Origin of the sequence: Caballeronia insecticola, from assembly GCF_000402035.1 — a bacterium.
Taxonomy (GTDB): domain Bacteria; phylum Pseudomonadota; class Gammaproteobacteria; order Burkholderiales; family Burkholderiaceae; genus Caballeronia; species Caballeronia insecticola.
The window spans coordinates 307,462-327,078 of the sequence record NC_021294.1 but is presented as its reverse complement, the minus strand read 5'-3'; the positions used below and the strand labels follow the sequence as shown (position 1 = coordinate 327,078).

Below are 19,617 nucleotides of genomic sequence, written 5' to 3'. Positions count from 1 at the left end.
CGAAAGACTTGCAGCAGGTGAACTGTTGTGCGCGATTGTTGCGTGGCGTCATATGGACGCGGCCAAAGCGCAACGGAGATTTACGCGGCGCGCGGCGCTAGCGCGGTGTCCAGCGCCGCGTCGAGCGTCGCGGACGCCGCGGCGAAGGCCGCGAACGATGCCGCGATGCGCGGATCGTCCTCGCCGTTGCGGTCTTCGTCGAGCGCGCGATCGCAGTCGTCCTGCAACGCGCGGCATGCACGCGTGAACGGCACCGCGCCGATCACGGCCGCGCCGCCCGCCATCCGGTGCGCCTTGTCGCGCAGGAGCGCCCAGTCGCAGTCGTCGAAGGCCGCGCGCGCGGCAGCGGAATCCTGCGCATTCGCGGTTTTCAGCGTATCGACGAGCGCGCCCGCCCGATCGCCGAAATTGGACAGCAATGCGCGATCGAACGTGTCGGCGCTGGGAGCGGGATCGGCGGGGGCAGCGGGCGCGACGGGCGCGACGGGCGTGACGGGCGCAGCGGGCGCGACGGGCGCAGCGGGCGCAGCGGACGCGACGGGCTGAACGTGCTCCGGCGACACCGGCGGCACGCGCCGCCCCTCCGTCGCCGCGACGAGCGCCTCGCGCAACGCATCGAGACCGAGCGGCTTGACGAGACACGTCGTCATGCCCGAGGCGATCGCGCGCATTGCTGCTACGGGCTGCGCGTTCGCCGTCAGGCCGATGATCGGCACGGGGCTCGACGCCGATGTCCCGTGCGCTTCGTCGTCGCGGATCGCGCGCGTCAGTTCCTCGCCGCTCATTTCCGGCATCGAACAGTCGGTGAGAATCACGTCGAAAGCGTGCGGCCCGGCGCGCCAGACCGCCAGCGCACTTTTGCCATCGACGGCGAGATGCACCTCGCCGCCCAGGTGCCGAATTTGCCCGTCGAGCACGATGCGGTTCGCCGGATGGTCGTCGACGACGAGCACGCGCAAGCCCGCCAGCGATTCCGGCGCGGCCCGCGGCGCTTCGACCGGCGGCGCGACCGCCTCCGCTTCCGGAAAATCGATGCGCACGGTAAAGCGCGTGCCGCGTCCCGGCTCGCTCGACAGCGTGACGGTGCCGCCCATCATCGTGACGAGGCGCTTGCTAATTGTCAGCCCGAGTCCAGTGCCGCCGAAGCTGCGCGCGCGGCCGTCGTGGGCCTGCACGAACGGCGTGAAAAGCGCGGCCTGCGGCTCCGGCGCGATACCGATTCCCGTGTCCGATACCGCGAACGTCAGCGTGCGCCGGCCCTCGTGCGCCGCCGCGACGCCATATTCGAGCGTCACCGCGCCGGCATCGGTGAATTTGATCGCGTTCGACAACAAATTGCCGAGAACTTGCCGCAGACGCTGGCCATCGGCGAGGATCCAGGCCGGATCGCTTTCGCCTTGCCGCTTCACGATCAGCGCGAGACGCTTCGCGCGCGCGGCGGGCTCGTAGATCGCGGCCACGCCCGCGATCCATGCGTCGATTTCCAAAGGCGCCGGCGCGAGCACGAGCCGCTCGGCCTCGATCTTCGCCACATCCAGAAGATCGTCGATCATTTCGAGCAGATCGCGCGCCGCCCGATGCGCCGTCGACAGCGCGCGCTCCGTCGCCGCGCGTTCGCCCGGCGCGCGCAGTTCCATTTCGAGCAGCCCGAGCACCGCGTTCATCGGCGTGCGGATTTCGTGGCTCATCGTCGCGAGGAAGGTCGATTTCGCGCGGTTCGCGGTCTCGGCCTCTTCCTTCGCCACGCGCATCGCCTTTTCCGCGGCGATCCGGCGCGCGATCTGCACGCGCAAAGTCAGCGCCCAGCCCGCCAGCACGAGCACGAGCAGGCCGCCGAGCAACGCGCCGAGCGCAACCTGCGGACGGCGGCGCTCCCACAGCACTTCGGGGTGTTCGGAGAGCTTCCAGCGCGAGCGGATCGTTGCCAGCTCCGGCGGCGGCAGATACGCGATCGCGCGATTCACGATGCCCGCCAGCACCGGCTGGTTCGTCGCGACGAGCAAGCCTTGCGGAAGCGGCCGCGTCGACAGCACGCCGGTCATCGCGAGCACGTCGCGATAGGGATTGCCGACCGCGTAGTTCGCGAACGACAGATCGGCGACGGTGGCGTCGGCCTCGCCTTTCGCGACGGCGCGGAACTGTCCGTCGAGCGGGGGCGTATCGACGAAACGCACGCCCGGCGCGTACCGGCGAATGAGGTCGCGCAGCATCGTGTCCACGGACAGCGCGACGCGCTTGCCGTCCAGCGCGGCGGCGTTGCGCAGCGGCGGCTGCCCGGCTGCGGTGACGATCGCAAAAATGGCTTCGCCCGTCGGCACGGTCGGCACGGCGCCGGCAACCGGCGATGTGTCGCCCGCGCTGTACGGCAGCATCTCCGACGCGCCGCTGCGGAGATCGGCGATCAACTGTCCGGACGAATCGCGCACGCGCGCCTCGAAGCGCAGACCGGTCACGCGCGCGATGGCGTCGAGCAAATCGACCGCGGCGCCCGCAGGCTGGCCGCGCGAATCGCGGAACGTGACCGGCGCGGCCTGCGCGAGCATCGAATAGTGCACGACGGGATGCGCGCGCACCCACGCGGTTTCGTCGGCGGTCAGTTGCATCGAGGTTTTCAGCGTGACCGGCGAGGCGGCCGGGTTCCAGCGCGCATGCTCGACCAGGGCGAACGAAGGCGGCAACGCGGCGAGCGCATCGTCGATGCGCTGTCGCAGCGCGCTCTTGTCCGCGCGATCCGGCGCGAACGCGAAGCTGTAGCCATCTTCGTCGAAGGACGCGAAGCCGGTGATCGTCAGGTTCGGCAGCGTGTATTGGGTGATCGCGTAGCCGGCGGCGGTCATGTCGCCGACGAAGGCATCGGCGTCGCCGAGAGAGACGGCCAGCAACGCGCCGCTCAGATCGGAAAACGCGGCGGGCTGCATCGACGGATACGCGGTCCGCAGGCGCGCGGGCGATGTCTGCGCATCGACGTAGGCGAGCCGATGCGTCGGCGAACGTTTCGCAATCGGCTCGATGAAAACCTGTTTGATCGGCATATACGGACGGCTGTAAGCCAGCGCCTCGCCGGTGTCCGCGCCGGTCGCGCTCGTGGCCATGTCGATGTCGCCGCGCCGGAGCGCCGCCGTCAGCGCCGCGCGATCCGGGTAAAGACGCCATTGGATTTCGGCGTCGAGTTTGTCAGCCAGCGTGTTCGCGATATCGACCGAGATGCCGCGCGGAGCCGCCTGGCTGTATGCCATGTCGAGCGGCGGCGTGAGGTTCGCCGCCATGCCCACGACGATGCGCTGCTTCGCGCCCGCCGCCTGCGCGCACAGCACGCAAGCCAGCAGCACGAACACACACCGGAGAACGCCACGATGCCTCGACCAGTCGAACATGCCGCACCCTCGAAGTGAGCGGTGCGGCTAGTGTCTCAAAAACGTCCGGGCGCGCCTATCACCGGCATGATGAGTGAAGGCGCGCTTCGTTGCGTGCGGCAAAACAGTCTGCGCTTCAGGCCGGCACCGATTCCGCCTTTTTCGCGCGCGACCACACGCGATGCTGGCTCATCGCTTCGATGAAGCTCTTCATCACCTGAGCGGCGTCGCTGCCGACCGAGACGCCTTCGTCGCCCGTGGGCAAATGCGCGGCGGCGAGCAAGTCTTCACCGTCGCCGATTGCGCCGAGCGCCTTCAGATGCTTGAACGCTTCGAGCACGAAGTGACGCGCGTCGCCCGATTCGGACAGCGTCTTCGCGCTCTGCTGGCCGCCCGCGACGATCACGCCGTCGAACATGATCGACGGCATCGCGAGAATGGTGGCATCGGCCTCGACGCCTTCGGCCGGCGAACCGAGCGTCGGCGCGATGACCTTGGCATGCGCGCCCTCTGCCGCAAGCGCGTCCTTGATAGCCTGGATGCTCGCGGCGTCCGCGCCCGGCGCGGCCAGAATCGCGACCTTGCGCGTCTTGACCGACGGCACCGCCTTCGCCACAAGCGACAGCGCCGGCGATTCCGTCACCGACGATTTGCCGAGTTCGTCGGCATCCGCGCTCTTTTTCGGTGCCGACAGGCCGAGATTCTCGGCGACGCGCGTCGCGAGCGTTTCATCGATATTCGCGAGAATGCCGAGCTGGCGCTCACGAATCGGCTTTCGCTCGACTTTGCTCAATTCGAACGAGTACGCGCCGACAATATGATCCTGCTCCGGCTCGGTCATGCTGTTCCAGAACAGCGTCGCCTGCGAATAATGATCCTTGAACGACGGGCTGCGCACGCGGATTTTCGAGCCTTCCACGCGCTCCGTATAACTTTCGAAGCCGCCGCCCGCCGCGGCAGGCGCGGTTTCCTTCGGCCAGCCGCCGTCAATGGAATTCGGTTCGTAGGACGCCTGCCCCTTGTTGATCGTCTGACGATGCATCGCGTCGCGCTGGCCGTTGTGCAGCGGCGCGAGCGGACGGTTGATCGGAATTTCGTGGAAATTCGGCCCGCCCAGACGGCTGATCTGCGTATCGGTGTAGGAAAAAAGGCGGCCTTGCAGAAGCGGATCGTTCGTGAAGTCGATGCCCGGCACGATATGTCCCGGACAAAACGCGACCTGCTCGGTCTCAGCAAAGAAGTTGTCGGGATTGCGATTGAGCGTCAGCTTGCCGATCATCTTCAGCGGCACGAGTTCTTCGGGAATGATCTTGGTCGGATCGAGCAGATCGAAGTCGAAGTTGTGCTCGTCCGCTTCCTCGACGATCTGCACACCGAGCTCCCATTCCGGATAGTCGCCGTTGTCGATCGCTTCCCACAGATCACGCCGATGGAAATCCGCGTCCTTGCCCGCGAGCTTCTGCGCTTCGTCCCACAGCAGCGACGCCGAGCCGATCGTCGGACGCCAGTGGAACTTCACGAAGCGCCCCTGGCCCTGTGCGTCGATGAAGCGGAACGTATGAATGCCGAAGCCTTCCATCGTACGCAGGCTCTTCGGAATCGCGCGGTCGGACATGGTCCAGAGCACCATGTGCGCGGACTCGGGCACGAGCGAGACGAAGTCCCAGAAGGTGTCGTGCGCGGAGCCGCCTTGCGGCATTTCGTTGTGCGGTTCGGGCTTCACGGCGTGGACGAAATCGGGGAACTTGATTGCGTCCTGAATGAAGAACACCGGCATGTTGTTGCCGACGAGATCGAAGTTGCCTTCTTCCGTATAGAACTTGACGGCGAAGCCGCGCACGTCGCGCACGGTATCGGCCGAACCGCGCGAGCCCTGCACCGTCGAGAAACGCACATAGACGGGCGTTTCCTTCGACGGATCTTGCAGGAACCCCGCCTTGGTCAGTCCTGCCTGCGATTCGTAGACCTTGAAGACGCCGTGCGCCGCCGATCCGCGCGCATGGACGATACGTTCGGGAATGCGCTCGTGATCGAAGTGCGTGATTTTTTCACGCATGATGAAGTCTTCGAGCAGCGACGGTCCGCGCTCGCCGGCACGCAGGGTATTCTGGTTATCGGCGATCTTGACGCCCTGATTGGTCGTCAGTGCCTGATTGGTGGCGTCGCTGCGGAAGGATTCGAGCGAATTGACTTTGGGATTGCTATTGCTCTGCGAAGGCGTGCGCGCGGCGGCGCTAGCGGGTTGCTTCGCCGGTTGCTTCGCGGGTTGATTCTTTGTTGCCATGTGCGGGACTCCGGGTGGGGTGATCTTTGCCCCTTTGTCCGCAATCGGCGTTCCCGAAAGCCTGCGCTTCCAGAAACGGAAGCGCAGGAATCCAAACGCAGAACGGCGCTCAGCCGCCGCCGGCAGGCGACAACGCCGCGTCCGTCTTTTCCGCCGTCACCTTCTGCAACGTGATGATCCGGCTCATCGCGGCATGATTCGCCGTTGCTGCGTCGTACATCTTCGCAAGATCGGCCTTGAGCTGCGTGCGCGAGCCGCCGTCGAGATAGACCATATGTCCCGACGGATAGAACGTCGCCGACAGATTCTGCCGCACCGTGCTGTTGATCAGCGGCATCTGCTGAAGATCGATGATGGTCTGATAAAACGGCGTCACGAAGTCATACATGCCGTTCGCCGACAGCACCCGCAGATCGACATTCAGCGCCATCACCGCGGCGAGGTCGCCCGCCGTGTAGAGAATGATGTTGCCCTTCGAGTCGATGCCCTTCTGCGCGCCCGTCGGGTCCGTATGTTTGAAGTCCCAGTTGAGGAACGCCTGATCGTTGAGATCGGTGAACGAAGAAGTGGACGTGAACTTGAGCTGCTCGTTCAGATAGCTGTTCCACATCGTCGTGTAGACGCCGCTCACGGCGGTCATCGTCGGGTCGTTGCTGCCCGAGTTCGGGTCGATCTTCCCCGCGATGCCGGACGATATCGCCGTCACGCGCCCGTCGTAAGCGCCGAGCGATTCGCCCTTCGACTTCAATAGCGTGGTCAGAAAAAGCGAATTGCCGCGGCTGTCGTAGGCCGCGATATCGAGACTCCACGCGAGCAGCGTCGCCTTGCCGATGCCGGTGTATTCGGACAGCTTCTCGACCACTTCGTCGTCGGTCTGCGGAAACTTGCGCAGCGCGTTCAGATAATCCGTGCGCGCGAACTCCGCGACTTCCTCCGCGAAATTGACCAGATTGGTCGGCGTCGGATGCACGCCGAGCTTCTTGTGGTACCACGCATCGGCGGCGGCCGTGGGCAGCGCGCCGACCGGATTGCCCGCCTGCGCATAGTCCAGTATCGACGATTGCAGCGTGATGCCGTTCAGGTCGATGCCGTCTTCGTGCAGCTTGTAGGCAAGCACGCAACTGCGCGCCGTGCCGTACGATTCGCCGAACAGAAACTTGGGCGAATTCCAGCGATTATTCTTCGTCAGATAGCGCTTGATGAATTGCGCGATCGAGCCCGCGTCCTGATCCACGCCCCAGAAATCGCGGTTCTTGTTCGGCGCAATGGCGGCCGAATAGCCCGTGCCCACCGGATTGATGAAAATCAGGTCGCTCCGGTCGATAAGACTGTCCGGGTTGTCCTCCATCTGATACGGCGCGGGCGGCGTGAAGCTCGGCATCGCGGTCTTGATGCGGCGCGGCGCGAACGAGCCGAGCAACACGAACACCGACGACGATCCCGGCCCGCCGTTATAGAAGAACGTGAGCGGCCGCGTTTCCTCCTTGGCGCCGTCCTTCGTGAACGCGACATAGAACATCTTCGCGTCCGGCTTCGAGCTGCTCGGATCGACCGTCACCAAATGGCCGACGGTCGCCGTGTACGCGATCTTCGCGCCGCCGACGGTCACGCTGTGATGCGTGATGGCCGCGTTCTCGTCGGCTTCGGTCGCAGCGACGGCGTCGTCCGGGCCGTTGCCGTATGCGACCGGATCGAAGTACGGCTGGTCCTTCTTCGCGCTCGTGGTTTTCTTGGGCGCGGTCTTCGCCGGAACCTTCGCGGCCGCCAGCGCCGGTTCTTCCGCGTTCGCCGTTTTGTCGCTCGCTGCCAGTGGATCGGAGTTCATCGTTGTCGCTCCAGAATCGTCGTCATGGTTGTTGTTCACTGTCGTGCTCATGTCTCGCTCTTGCGTTGCGCTTGCCTTACGTCAACTCTTCGCGGGCTTGAGCGCCGCCGCGATCTTCGCGCCGTCCGGGCTGCCCATGCCGGTGCACGCGTCCCAGCCGGCCGCCGCGAAAAAGGTGCCGTTGTTGCCCTGCGTGATGTCGCGGAACGCCGCCTTCGCCTTGTAGAGCTTCGGATTGACGAAGCCCGACGGCGCGTTGTTGAGCGCGTTGATGCGGGCGATCAGCGCAGCCCACAACGGCGCGACCGCGCTCGTGCCGCCGACGACCGTATCTTCGCCGTCGATCAGCACTTCGTAGCCGGTTTGCGGCGATGCGTCGCCCGCGACATCGGGCACGCCGCGTTTGGCGAGCGCCACGTGTTTGCCGTTGCGCGTGATCGAAAGCCCTTTCTGCCAGACCGGCAGCGCGAACGTGCCGGAGACGCCGCCGCCGCCCGCGCCGCCCTGCTCGCCGTCGTTCCACACGACTTCCTGCGCGATGCCCGTGCCCGACGCCGACAGGCTCGTGCCGCCGCAGCCGAGCACATACGGGCTCGACGCCGGAAAGTCGACGTGATCCGTGCCGTCGCCGACGCCATCGGACGAGCCGCTGTCGCCCGACGCGGCGCACACCGTCACGCCGAGCGCGGCCGCGCTTTGCAGCACGTCGTTGAGCGCGCCGACCGATTGCGGCGACCACATCGACTCCGGGCCGCCCCAGCTGATCGAGATGACCGAGGGCTTGTTGGTGGCGTCGTGCAGCGCGCGATTGACGGCATCGACGAAACCGGCGTCGCTGTTCGGCGCGAAATACACGGCGATGCGCGCGCCCGGCGCAATCGCACCCGCGATCTCGATGTCGAGCGTGACTTCGCCGTCCGGTCCGTTCGGGTTGCCGGTGGGCGCGTTCTTCGCGTTGTCCACGCCGACCGCCACCACTTTCGGCGCCTTCACGCCGAGCTTCTTGAAATACGCGGAGAGGTCCGTGTCGCGATAACCGCCGCCGAGTTCGATGATCGCGATGCATTGGCCGGCGCCGTCGCCATCGGGGAAATCGTAGAGACGCGCGAGATCGACCGGCGTGAACGACGCGGGCGCCGCGCCGCGCGCCGGCTTGAACGGCGGACGGAAGCGAAAGTGCGGACGCGCCTGCGGCTTGCTGTCGAGACCGAGCACGGCGGTGATTGCATCGTGCATGTCGTCGGGCACGTTGACCGGTCCGGTCGGCCCGCGATATTCGCCGATGTTGTGATGTTGAAAGCGTTCGAGCTTGACATCGAAAGCCTTCTGAAACGCTTCGATGCTGCCTTTGAGCACGACGCTGCGCATCTCGGCATTGGCGCGCACGACCGTCAGGCCGTACTGTTTGGCGAAGGCCTCGACCTTCTGGACGTCTGCGTCGGAGGCGCCGAAGCGCTGGTCGAATTCCTCGCGCGAGACGGACTGCGCGGGCGCGTTGCCGGCGTCGATCTTCGCCATCATCTGCTTGAAGCCGGCTTCGTCCTTGCGCCGCAGCATCACGACCACTTCGATCTGCTCACCAGGATCGCACGCGCCGATGCATGTCGTGCCTTCGGGATGAATCTTGTCGCTGCCGCTGACCGGTTGCTTCGCCATGGTATCGATACTCCTCGTTGGCCGTGAAGTTCAAAGGTTCTCGATCCTGCCGTTTTCGCGCATCCGGCGCGTGTGCCTCGTCGCGCAGCACGCCGCTTATCGTCTTATTTTCCGTGCGCGAATGCAATTGCTCGGACCGTTGACCCGATCATGCAGTTCCGGCGGGACAAAAGATGTCCCGATGTGCTCCCGATAATCGTCAGTCCGCGCGCGCCTGATACGGCCGTTCTTCGTCGTACTCGGGACGCACGCCGCGCGGCAGCCACGGCTCGCGATGCTTGCACCACAGTTCATAATCCGGCTCGAAGAGACCGGTTTCGTCGAAAGCGCCGAGCGGCAGATCCACTTCGTCGCGCGACTCGAACTCCATGTACGCAACCGAGCCGCACGCCGGGCAAAAATGCCGCCGGCCTTGTTCGGAACTGCGCCAGGTGGAGAGGCTGCCGCTCATCATCACGTCGCCGCGGGCGTAAATCGCATAAGCTCCGAAAGCGGAGCCATGTACTTGCCTGCATGTCGTGCAATGACAAATGCCGACACGCAGCGGCTCGCCCGTCGCGCGAAAGCGAAATGCGCCGCAGGCGCAACCGCCTTCGTGAACCGTTGCGGTCGATTCATCGCGCTTTTGAACATTCATCGATATCTCCCAATTAAAACGGCCCGCGCGGGCACGCCTGCCGCGCCTCGCGGTTTGTTACGATAACCCTTCACGATCGGAGATGGCACTCATGAGCACATCGAGCACGACCGGCACCACGAGCACCTTGTCCCTCCTGAAGCTTCTTCCCGGCGCCGGATCGGAGTTCGGTCCCGCCGCATCCGACCTTGTCGCCCACGTGCTGTCGCACGGCCGCTTCGACGCAGCCGCCAACGCCCTGGCGCCGCGCGAAACGTTTCAGCGCGTCACCGTCGAAGACGTGATGAACGACGAATACGTGTTCCCGCTCGGGCAAACCGGCCAGTCGATCGTGCTGACGGGCTATCGCATCGCGGCGGGATTCATCGCCGAGCGCGCCGCCGACGAATGGCTCGAACTCGCGCACAAGGAACGTCTCGCAAAAGGCCTGCCCGCTGCGCCGCAAGGCAGCGAGCCGCATCTCTCGCCCGATCCCGCCGAGGCCGACCAGTTGCTCGACCGCGCGTACGAATGCGCGCAGCGCATCCTCGATCCGGCGGCGGGCGAATCGATCCTTTCGCTCTTCGAAACGCACTACCGCGGCGGGCGCGAATTTTTGCGCCTTACGTGGGAAGGTCTGCCCGAAGACCTCGTGCCGGAATCGCGCCGTCCGCTCGCGGCGCTGGCCGCGTCGGCGCAAAACGGCGAGCGGCGCGAAAAGCGCGATTACGATCCCTACGGCCTCGACGGCACCGACGACTACGACGTCGACCGGCCGCTTGCCTATCGCGAGAAGATCGGGCCGTTTCTCTTCACGATGACTTATCGCCACGAGTATCCGCAAGTCGACGACGAACGCCTGGGCACCGCGTTCGCCGTGTTCCACGAAGCGGGCAGCGATATCGTCGCGGCGGCGGTCCGGCTTCAGCTCGTCAAGGTGCCGCCGCTGCATAGCAGCGCCGATCTCGTCTACACGCTCGACACTTACTCGGGCGAAATGCTTTCGTTTGCGCTGGCCGCCACCGAGGCGCTCGGGCCGGAGAAGCTGTGCGAAGTGTTCAATGCGCATCGCGTGATCTACATCAGCCTGTGGGAAGTGCGCAAGCCGTGGCGCGGCGAAGGTCTCGGCGTCGCGCTGCTGCATCAGGCGCTGGAGCGTCTGCCCGTCGATGTCGATGGCCGGCCCAATGCGCTGTGCGTCGCGCCGGAGCCGTATCAGACCGACATGCGTCACTTCGAGATGCTGCCCGGCGCGCTGCGCGAGGAACTGAAAGCGCCGGCGAAGCGCCTCGCCGATCATCTCGCGAACTGGCTTTCGCGCTCGAAGCTGCCGGTCGCGACGCATTTCTTCGTGCCGATGGCGAAGCACGCGGGCATCGGTTCGGCGGGCGAGAACGCGCGTCTGATCGACCGGATCATGGAAAGCGAGGCGTAAGCCGATGCTCGTCGTCATCGACATGCAGGCGCGGCTGCTGCCGCATCTCGACGGCGGCGAGCGTCTGAGCGGGCGCGTCGCGACGCTGCTGCGCGCCGCGAATCTGCTCGGCGTGCCGGTGGTGGTCACCGAGCAAAATCCGGACGGACTCGGCGCGACCGCGGACGTTTTACGGGACGACATGCGCTCGGCGAACGTCATCGCGAAACACACGTTCGATGCGACGCTTGAGCCTGCGTTCGTCGCCGCGCTTCCGCCGACGACCGAGACCTTATGGGTCGCCGGCGCCGAAGCGCACGTGTGCGTGCTGTTGAGCGTGCTCGGCTTGCGGCGGCTCGGCTATCGCGTGGAACTGGTGGCGGATGCGGTCGCCTCGCGCCGCGCCGACGACCGCGCCATCGCGCTCGAACGCGCACGGCAGGACGGCGCGCGGCTCACGACCGTCGAGACATCGATCTTTGGCTGGCTTGGCAGTTATCGGCATCCGCGTTTCAGGGAAGCGCTCGCGCTGATCAAATGATTCGACGGCGGCCGCCCTAAAAGACCGTTAGTTGCGGACGCCATCCGACAATCATCCGTTTTCTCCTCAGGCGCGTATACATGAACACACGACCCGAAGGAGAACGACCATGAAGACGATCTGGCTGGCCGCATGCGCGGCTTGCGTGCTGATGAGCGCAACCGCATCGGCGCAAATGAATGCGGGCGGCACGACTCAGCCGATGATGCAGCAGCCGATGCCCGCGCAAATGGCGATGGCGTCGAACGGGCCGCTCACGCGCGACCAGGTGCGCGCCGATCTCGCCCGCGCACGCGCCGACGGCACCATTCCGCGCTTCGGCAATCCCGATCCTTATGGTCCCGCGCGTTCGGCGCGCAATTCGCCGTCGATGTATCCGGGGCGTTGAGCATCGCGGCAAACATGGCAATTTCGCCATCTTCGTTCGATCGGACAGCGAAGGATTTACCTGCGCATGCAGCATTTACGTGGAAGCGCGCTACGCCATTCCGGCGCGCGCGCCGCCGCGTCTGCTGCCGCCGTGGATGGCATCGTACTTGCTGAGTTTTCGCCGTCGCGGGGTCGAACGTTCGATCGGCTGATTCATCGAGTTTGAATAATCGAGGCTGATTAACCGACATGGATTGATCGCCGTACGCGCGCGCCCGCGCATCCCACGCACCGACAGGATTCGAGCAGCCGGCGCTCGCCGCACGATGTCGCAGTCGGCCGCGAGCGAATGCCCATGAAGACTCGAACCGGACGGCGCCCTTCCGAACGAGCGAGGAGCATCCGATCGCCATGTCCCGAGACAATACGCTTACCCCCGACGCCAGCGAGACCGCATATGACGCGGCATACGACACGGCACAAAAGCCGTCGCGCCGGCGTTTTCTGCAATCGGCCGCGGCAGCCGCCGCCGTCACCGCCGCGCCGCTCGCCCACGCGCAACAGCAGCCCGCCGCGACACCGGCCAACGCGCCGCCGCCCGCAGCCGCGCCGATGATGCCCGTGCGGCTCAACATCAACGGGCATCCGTACGAATTGCAGGTCGAAGCGCGCACGACGCTGCTCGACGCGTTGCGCGAATACGCCGGACTCACCGGCACGAAGAAAGGCTGCGACCGCGGCCAGTGCGGCGCGTGCACGGTGATCGTGTCGGGACGGCGCATCAATTCCTGTCTCACGCTCGCGGTGATGCACGACGGCGAAACCGTGACGACCGTCGAAGGCCTCGCGCCCGACGGCGACACGCTTGCGCCGATTCAGCGCGCGTTCATCGAGAAGGACGCCTTTCAGTGCGGTTACTGTACGCCCGGGCAGTTGTGCTCGGCGACGGCGCTCATCGCCGAATACCGTGCGGGCGACGCGAGCGCGGTCACGGCCGACGTGCGCTTTCGCCCGGCGCAATTGTCCGACGACGAAATCCGCGAACGCATGAGCGGCAACATCTGCCGCTGCGGCGCGTATCCGAATATCGTTGCGGCGGTGAAAGCCGTTGCATCGTCGAACGCCTGAGGAGACGCACATGGACGCGATTTCCTATCAGCGCGCAGCCGATATCGGCGCGGCGCTGCAGGCGGCCAGCCAGCCGGGCACGATGTTCATCGGCGGCGGCACGAACCTGCTCGACCTCATGAAAGGCGGCGTGATGCGGCCGATGAAGCTCGTCGACATCACGCACATCGATGCGCTCAACGGCATCACCGCGCTGCCCGACGGCGGCCTGCGCGTCGGCGCGCTCGTGCGCAACAGCGATTGCGCAAATCACGCGTGGGTGCGCGAACGTTATCCGCTGCTGTCGCAGGCGCTGCTCGCGGGCGCATCGGCGCAATTGCGCAACATGGCGACCGTCGGCGGCAATCTCATGCAGCGCACCCGCTGCGCCTATTTCTACGACACCGGCTTTCCTCAGTGCAACAAGCGCACGCCGGGCAGCGGCTGCGCCGCGATCGACGGCCACAACCGCATGCACGCGATTCTCGGCGCGAGCCGGCAATGCATCGCGACCAATCCGTCCGACATGAGCGTGGCGCTTGCGGCGCTCGATGCCGTCGTGCGCGTGAGCGGCCCGAACGGCGAGCGGACGATTGCGTTCGCGGAGTTTCATCGGCTGCCGGGCGAGCGGCCCGATCTCGACACGACCTTGCAGGCGGGCGAGCTGATCACGTCGGTCGATCTGCCACCGCCGCTGTTCGCCGGGCATTCGAAGTATCTGAAGGTGCGCGATCGCGCGAGCTATGCGTTCGCGCTCGTCTCCGTCGCCGCCGCGTTGCAAATGGACGGCACGACGGTGAAAAGCGCGCGCATCGCGCTTGGCGGCGTCGCGCACAAGCCGTGGCGCGCGGACGCGACGGAACGCGCACTCGTCGGCAAGCCGCTCGACCGCGCGACGCTCGCTACCGCCGCAGCCCTCGCCGTGCAAGGCGCGCAGCCGCAGCGCGAGAACGCGTTCAAGGTCGCGCTCGCCCAACGCGCGATCGTGCGCGCGGTTCAACAGGCCGGAGGTGTCGCATGACTGTCATCGGAAAACCGCTCGATCGCACGGACGGCGTGCTGAAGGTCACGGGCCAGGCGCGTTATTCGGCCGACAACGCCGACGCGAAGCTCGCGCACGCGGTCCTCGTGACGAGCACGGTCGCGCACGGGCGCATCGCGTCGATCGACACGAGCCGCGCTCAGGCCATGCCCGGCGTGCTGCTCGTGATGACGTATCAGAACGCGATGCGTCTGCCGAACAACGGCGTCCCGGACGCGCAGCCGCCCGCCGTGCGCAAGCTCACGCTCTTGCAGACCAACGAGGTGCGCTACAGCAACGAGCCGGTGGCAGTGGTCGTCGCCGATTCGCTCGAACATGCGCAGGGCGCCGCGCGCTACGTCGATGTGCGCTACGAAGCCGCGATGCCCAATGCCGATTTCGAGCGCGCGAAGGGCGCCGCGTATCAGCCGGAAAAGATGATGGGCCGCGCGATCACGACGCGGCGCGGCGACGTCGATGCAGGCTTGCGGCAAGGCCCGACGCGCCTGAACGCGGTCTACACGACGCCCTACGAACATCACAATCCGATGGAGCCGCACGCGACGCTCGCGCGCTGGGACGGCCCGAAACTCACGCTCTACGACTCGACGCAAGGCGTGTCCGGCGCGCGCAGCGCAGTGGCGAAGTTTTTCGGCATTCCCGATGACGACGTCCGCGTGATCTGCCCGTTCGTCGGCGGCGGCTTCGGCTGCAAGGGCTCGGTGTGGTCGCATGTCGTGCTGGCGGCCATGGCGTCGAAGCAAACCGGCCGTCCCGTCAAGCTCGTGCTCGAACGACCGCAGATGTTCGGCATGATCGGCAACCGGCCGTTCACGGAGCAGCGCATCCTGATCAGCGCGCGCGACGACGGCATCATGACCGGCATGCGCCACGACGTCATCTCGACGACATCGACCTTCGAAGACTGGACCGAAAGCTCGGCTATCGTCACGCGCATGCTGTACGCGGTGCCGAACCAGTCGACGTCGCACAAGCTCGTGAAGCTCGATATCGGCACGCCGACGTTCATGCGCGCGCCGGGCGAAACGAGCGGCTCGTTTGCGCTCGAATCGGCGATGGACGAGATGGCGTATCAGCTGAAGATGGATCCGCTCGCGTTCCGCATGAAAAATTACGCGAACATGGAGCCGCAGGACAAGAAGCCGTGGTCGGAGAAGGCGCTGACCGCGTGCTACGAGCGCGGCGCGGAAAAATTCGGCTGGTCGCGGCGCAACCCGGCGCCGCGCTCGATGCGCGAGGGCAACACGCTGATCGGCTGGGGTGTCGGCACGGCGACGTATCCGGCGAACCGCAGCGAAGCCTCGGCGATTGCGCGCATTCTGCCCGACGGCACCGCGATGGTCGCCTCCGGCACGCAGGATCTCGGCACCGGCACGTACACGATCATGACGCAGGTGGCCGCCGACGCGCTCGGCTTTCCGCCCGATTACGTGCGTTTCGCGCTCGGCGATTCGTCGTTGCCGAAGGCGCCGGTGTCGGGCGGCTCGCAATCGGCGGCGAGCGTGTCGCCGGCGGTGCGCGCGGCGTCGCTCCAGGCACGCGATCAGTTGATCGCGCTGGCGTTGGCCGACCGCGGCTCGCCCGTCGCGGGTCTCGCGCGCGAGGACGTGACGGTGTCCAACGGCTGGGTCGTGAGCGTGTCGAATCCGGACAAGCGCGATCCGGCGGCGGCGATCATCGCCCGCAACGGCGGACGCGCGATCGAGGCCACCGCCACCACGCGCCCCGGCGACGAAAAGAAGCAGTACGCGTTTCACTCGTTCGGCGCGGTGTTCGTGGAAGTGCACGTCGATGCCGATCTCGGCGTGATCCGCGTGCCGCGCATCGTCGGCGTATATGACGTCGGCACGCTGCTCAACGAGAAGACCGCGCATAGTCAGCTGATGGGCGGCATCGTGTGGGGCGTGGGCTCGGCGCTCTTCGAGAAAGGCGAAATGGATTCGCGCTACGGGCGCTACACGAACGCGAATCTCGCGGAGTATCACGTGCCGGTGAACGCGGACATCGGCATGCTGGATATCTCATTCGTCGGCCAGCCCGATCCGCTCATCAATCCGCTCGGCGCGCGCGGCATCGGCGAAATCGGCATTACGGGCGTGGCGGGCGCGCTCGGCAACGCGGTGTATCACGCGACAGGCGTGCGCGTGCGCGACCTGCCGATCACGCTCGACCGCATCCTGCCGCCGACGACTGCGTGACCGGAAGCACGCCACGCGGCGGCTTTTTCACGGCCGCCGCGTGGTTTTTTTGTGCTTGCCGCGCGCTTCGATGCGCCGCACAATTCCCGTTCGATTCCCACACGAGCAGCTGCGATGACCTATTCGTCGAGCGCGACCGGCATCCTGCTGGCGGCGGGCCTGGGCACCCGTTTCGACCCGTCCGGGCGGCGCAACAAACTGCTCGCCACATTGCCCGACGGCACGCCTGTTGTATTTCAATCGGCGCGGCATTTGCTGGCGGTGGCCTCCGAAGTCATCGCTGTCGTGCGGCCGGGCGCCGAAAAACTGGCCGACGTGCTGAACGAAGCCGGCTGCAAGGTCATCTTCAGTATCGATGCCGAGCGCGGCATGGGTGCGACGCTCGCCGCCGCCGTCCGCGCCACGTCCGACGCCGATGGCTGGCTCGTCGCGCTCGGCGACATGCCGTGGATCGAACCCGCAACGTATGAAGCCGTCGCCCGCGCGCTCGATAGCGGCGAAACGCTGGTGGCGCCGGTGCATCGCGGCAAGCGCGGGCATCCGGTTGGGTTCGGCATGACGCATCGGGAGACGCTCGCCGCGCTCGATGGCGATGCCGGCGCGCGTGGATTGTTGTCGATGCATGCGCCGTTTATCGTCGAGGTCGATGATCCGAACGTGCTGCGCGATGTCGATTTGCCGGGGGATCTGGCGACCGGTTGAAACCTCAGGCCGCAATCGCCGCCGAATCCGCGGCATCCGACCCAATCGGCAGATAACGCTTGCTGACTTCGAGCAGCGTCGCGCCGAATCCCTTCTTCGCCCGAAAATCCGTCCGCGCGCTCGTCAAAACGCGCGGCGCCGCGCTCCATTCGATCTGCGCGCCGCTCGCGACAAGCGCCTCCACGAGCGCGACATCCTCGCTCGATTCCAGCGGCGGAAAGCCGCCGGCCCGCACATACGCCTTCGCCGACACGCCCATATTCGCGCCGTGAATATGCCGATGCCCGTCCGCATCCGTGTAGGTGCGCCCGAAGTGCTCGCGCACCGCGCCGATATGCGGCGACCAGTCGTGCACGCCGATCACGCCGCACACGGCATCGGCGCGGCAGTCGAGCTGGCGCACGAGCCAGTCATCGGCGACGGTCGTATCGGCATCGGTGAAGGCGAGCCAGCGCGCGCCCAGCGCCAGCGCCCGTTCGGCGCCGTAGGCGCGCGCGATGCCGACATTGCGCGCGTCGATCGACGTCACGTCCGCGCCGAACGCCCGCGCGATGTCGCCGGTGTCGTCGGTGCAACTGTCGAGCACGACGATCACGCGCGCCGCCTCGCCGAGCAATTGATGATGATCCGCGGCACGGCGCGCCGCCGCCACGCACACGCCGATATGCAGGGCTTCGTTATGGGCAGGGATGACGATGGCGAGCATGTCGGCTCCTTGTATTGGTTTGGTTTCGTTGTCAGGCACTCGCCAAAGCAATCGGCGGCCGCGATGGATCGATTTCAGCAATGACTGTTCCCATGTTTCGTCAAATGAAATGTCGGGCCTCGCAGCGCGGACGAAACGCTCCGTCAAAAGGGTGCGATCATCGTTAAATAGTTGCCGGAAAGCCGCGAGCATCGATAGAATTACTGTATGGATATACAGTACTTTTCCGATTCCGCTCGCCGATGAAATGCGTCACCATCGATCCGTCGTTTGCCGCGTGGCGTACCGAAGCGCGCAATCTCCTCATGGAAGGTCTGCGGCCTGAGGAGGTGTCGTGGCGCGAAACGGATGCGTCGGCCACGGTGTTCGGCAGCATCGATCCGCCCGCGCCCGGCTCGGCAAATCCTGACGCCAAAAAGCCCGTGCGCATCGCCCACAAATTTCTGGCCATGCTTGAAACGGCGGCGTGCTATCGCGCGCCGGACCGCTGGCCGTTTCTCTACAAGGCGCTGTGGCGCTGGACCCAGGGCGACCGCGCAATCGCATCGCCGGAAGACGCGGACGGCCGGCGGCTGGCGCAGATGATCGAAACGGTCGAGGCCGAGGAAAACAAAATGCGCAAGACGCTGCGTTTCCGGCATCGCGACGTGTCGCTCGGGCCGCCCGAGTTCATCAGCTGGTGCGAGCCGCTGCACGATCTGCTGGAGCACGCCGCCATGCATTTCGCAACGCGCATGGGCAGCGCCACGTGGATGATCGCCACGCCGCACGGCGCCGCTTTCTGGGACGGCGCGCTGCTGCGCGTCGACCGCACGAGCGAGCCGGAAGAAAAGCCCATGGACTTCGGCGACACCGAGATGAACGGCGAAGCGGTGAGCGGCGACGCCATCGAGGCGCTCTGGCTCGCGTATTACGAGAGCACCTTCGCGCCCGCGCAGGCGAACGCCGCCGAAATGGCGTCGCATATGCCGGTGCGTTACTGGAAAAGCCCGCAGAACGAACGTGCCGATCCCGCGCTGATCGCGCGCGCCGATCCGTATTCGCGGCGCGATCGGGAGCCGCGCAGTGTGCCGCCCGAGATGGAAGTGGCCATCAACACGGATCTGGAGCCGATCCAGGGCACGATGCTCACGGCGCCGCCCTCGCTCGACGCATGCCGGCGCTGCTCGCTCTGGCGCAACGCGACGCAGGCCGTGCCGGGCATGGGTCCCGCCGGTGCGCGCGTGATGCTGGTCGGCGAGCAGCCGGGCGATCAGGAGGACCGCGCGGGCACGCCGTTCGTCGGTCCGTCGGGCACGCTGCTCGACGAGGCCATCGCCGAGGCCGGGCTCGCGCGCGAATCGCTCTATCTGACCAATGCGGTGAAGCACTTCAAGTGGGAAGCGCACGGCGAGGAGCGCGCCCATCTCGCGCCCACGCAGCGCGAACGCGAGGCCTGCCGCTTCTGGCTCGAGGAAGAACTGAAACGCGTCGCGCCGAAAGTGGTGGTCGCGCTCGGGGCGACGGCGCTGAAGGCGCTCACCGGCCATCGCACGGCGCTGTCCGAGTATCTCGGCAAGACCATCGAGCACAAGGGGTGCATCGTCGTGCCGACCTATCACCCGTCGTATCTGCTGCGCGTCACCGACGAAAAAGTGCGCGCGGAAGTCTTCGGGACGATTGTCGAGGCGCTCGTGTTCGCGCAACAGATCGCGGACGGCACCGCGACCATCCGCACGCCGGTCAGGGACCGAACACGCTGAGCGGGCCGTCGCGTTTCGGTCAAGTGCAACAGGACGAAACAGGCGCAACAAGACGAAAGCGC

The 19,617-nt window shown here is 66.1% G+C and carries 14 protein-coding genes; 8 read left to right on the top strand and 6 right to left on the bottom strand.

Annotation, left to right across the window (positions count from 1 at the left end; genetic code table 11):
- Nucleotides 1-80: 80 nt before the first annotated feature.
- From BRPE64_RS15590 to BRPE64_RS15570, 5 genes are all read right to left on the bottom strand, one after another.
- The gene (locus tag BRPE64_RS15590; protein ID WP_044042281.1) at nucleotides 81-3,374 is read right to left on the bottom strand and encodes an ATP-binding protein; all 3,294 of its coding nucleotides are present in this window, start codon (nucleotides 3,372-3,374) and stop codon (nucleotides 81-83) included.
- A gap of 115 nt (nucleotides 3,375-3,489) precedes the next feature.
- Complete coding sequence (gene katE, locus BRPE64_RS15585) at nucleotides 3,490-5,637, bottom strand: catalase HPII (RefSeq protein WP_016354415.1); 2,148 nt, start codon at nucleotides 5,635-5,637, stop codon at nucleotides 3,490-3,492.
- Between the two features lie 109 nt (nucleotides 5,638-5,746).
- Entirely contained in the window at nucleotides 5,747-7,462 is a 1,716-nt protein-coding gene (locus tag BRPE64_RS15580) for a S10 family peptidase (protein ID WP_232519252.1), read from the bottom strand.
- Nucleotides 7,463-7,543: 81 nt separating this feature from the next.
- A complete protein-coding gene (locus BRPE64_RS15575) occupies nucleotides 7,544-9,118 on the bottom strand; it encodes a S53 family peptidase (RefSeq protein ID WP_016354413.1) in 1,575 nt (524 codons plus the stop codon).
- Nucleotides 9,119-9,317: 199 nt separating this feature from the next.
- Nucleotides 9,318-9,755, bottom strand: a complete 438-nt coding sequence (locus BRPE64_RS15570; RefSeq protein WP_016354412.1) for a GFA family protein — start codon at nucleotides 9,753-9,755, stop codon at nucleotides 9,318-9,320.
- Nucleotides 9,756-9,846: 91 nt separating this feature from the next.
- Between BRPE64_RS15570 and BRPE64_RS15565 the strand changes: the two genes are divergently transcribed.
- The 7 genes from BRPE64_RS15565 to BRPE64_RS15535 all read left to right on the top strand — a co-directional run bounded on the left by BRPE64_RS15565 (nucleotide 9,847) and on the right by BRPE64_RS15535 (nucleotide 17,107).
- Nucleotides 9,847-11,169: a hypothetical protein gene (locus tag BRPE64_RS15565; protein ID WP_044042679.1), complete on the top strand. Its 1,323-nt coding sequence runs from the start codon at nucleotides 9,847-9,849 to the stop codon at nucleotides 11,167-11,169.
- A 4-nt stretch (nucleotides 11,170-11,173) separates the two neighbouring features.
- Nucleotides 11,174-11,689: an isochorismatase family protein gene (locus tag BRPE64_RS15560; RefSeq protein WP_016354410.1), complete on the top strand. Its 516-nt coding sequence runs from the start codon at nucleotides 11,174-11,176 to the stop codon at nucleotides 11,687-11,689.
- 109 nt (nucleotides 11,690-11,798) lie between these two features.
- Nucleotides 11,799-12,077: a DUF4148 domain-containing protein gene (locus BRPE64_RS15555; RefSeq protein WP_016354409.1), complete on the top strand. Its 279-nt coding sequence runs from the start codon at nucleotides 11,799-11,801 to the stop codon at nucleotides 12,075-12,077.
- Nucleotides 12,078-12,469: 392 nt separating this feature from the next.
- Nucleotides 12,470-13,186, top strand: coding sequence for a (2Fe-2S)-binding protein (locus tag BRPE64_RS15550; protein ID WP_016354407.1), 717 nt, complete (start codon nucleotides 12,470-12,472; stop codon nucleotides 13,184-13,186).
- Between the two features lie 10 nt (nucleotides 13,187-13,196).
- Entirely contained in the window at nucleotides 13,197-14,186 is a 990-nt protein-coding gene (locus BRPE64_RS15545; RefSeq protein ID WP_016354406.1) for an FAD binding domain-containing protein, read from the top strand.
- Nucleotides 14,183-16,405 carry a xanthine dehydrogenase family protein molybdopterin-binding subunit gene (locus tag BRPE64_RS15540; RefSeq protein WP_016354405.1) on the top strand — a complete coding sequence of 741 codons (2,223 nt, stop codon included), beginning with the start codon at nucleotides 14,183-14,185 and terminating at the stop codon, nucleotides 16,403-16,405. Before BRPE64_RS15545 ends, BRPE64_RS15540 begins: the two co-directional genes overlap by 4 nt.
- 114 nt (nucleotides 16,406-16,519) lie before the next feature.
- On the top strand, nucleotides 16,520-17,107 hold the full coding sequence (locus BRPE64_RS15535) for a nucleotidyltransferase family protein (RefSeq protein WP_044042280.1): 588 nt from the start codon (nucleotides 16,520-16,522) through the stop codon (nucleotides 17,105-17,107).
- 4 nt (nucleotides 17,108-17,111) lie between these two features.
- Here the strand turns inward: BRPE64_RS15535 and BRPE64_RS15530 are convergent, their stop codons facing one another.
- A complete protein-coding gene (locus tag BRPE64_RS15530; protein ID WP_016354403.1) occupies nucleotides 17,112-17,813 on the bottom strand; it encodes a glycosyltransferase in 702 nt (233 codons plus the stop codon).
- Between the two features lie 242 nt (nucleotides 17,814-18,055).
- On the opposite strand from BRPE64_RS15530, the gene BRPE64_RS15525 reads away from it, so the two are divergent.
- Nucleotides 18,056-19,555, top strand: a complete 1,500-nt coding sequence (locus tag BRPE64_RS15525) for a UdgX family uracil-DNA binding protein (protein ID WP_016354402.1) — start codon at nucleotides 18,056-18,058, stop codon at nucleotides 19,553-19,555.
- The last annotated feature ends 62 nt before the right edge of the window (nucleotides 19,556-19,617 follow it).

Coding starts and splice junctions, on each gene's coding strand:
- BRPE64_RS15530 (WP_016354403.1), bottom strand. CDS start 17,813: ATGCTCGCCATCGTCATCCCTGCCCATAACGAAGCCCTGCATATCGGC.
- BRPE64_RS15540 (WP_016354405.1), top strand. CDS start 14,183: ATGACTGTCATCGGAAAACCGCTCGATCGCACGGACGGCGTGCTGAAG.
- BRPE64_RS15560 (WP_016354410.1), top strand. CDS start 11,174: ATGCTCGTCGTCATCGACATGCAGGCGCGGCTGCTGCCGCATCTCGAC.
- BRPE64_RS15565 (WP_044042679.1), top strand. CDS start 9,847: ATGAGCACATCGAGCACGACCGGCACCACGAGCACCTTGTCCCTCCTG.
- BRPE64_RS15555 (WP_016354409.1), top strand. CDS start 11,799: ATGAAGACGATCTGGCTGGCCGCATGCGCGGCTTGCGTGCTGATGAGC.
- BRPE64_RS15590 (WP_044042281.1), bottom strand. CDS start 3,374: ATGTTCGACTGGTCGAGGCATCGTGGCGTTCTCCGGTGTGTGTTCGTG.
- katE (WP_016354415.1), bottom strand. CDS start 5,637: ATGGCAACAAAGAATCAACCCGCGAAGCAACCGGCGAAGCAACCCGCT.
- BRPE64_RS15525 (WP_016354402.1), top strand. CDS start 18,056: ATGAAATGCGTCACCATCGATCCGTCGTTTGCCGCGTGGCGTACCGAA.
- BRPE64_RS15550 (WP_016354407.1), top strand. CDS start 12,470: ATGTCCCGAGACAATACGCTTACCCCCGACGCCAGCGAGACCGCATAT.
- BRPE64_RS15580 (WP_232519252.1), bottom strand. CDS start 7,462: ATGAACTCCGATCCACTGGCAGCGAGCGACAAAACGGCGAACGCGGAA.
- BRPE64_RS15570 (WP_016354412.1), bottom strand. CDS start 9,755: ATGAATGTTCAAAAGCGCGATGAATCGACCGCAACGGTTCACGAAGGC.
- BRPE64_RS15545 (WP_016354406.1), top strand. CDS start 13,197: ATGGACGCGATTTCCTATCAGCGCGCAGCCGATATCGGCGCGGCGCTG.
- BRPE64_RS15575 (WP_016354413.1), bottom strand. CDS start 9,118: ATGGCGAAGCAACCGGTCAGCGGCAGCGACAAGATTCATCCCGAAGGC.
- BRPE64_RS15535 (WP_044042280.1), top strand. CDS start 16,520: ATGACCTATTCGTCGAGCGCGACCGGCATCCTGCTGGCGGCGGGCCTG.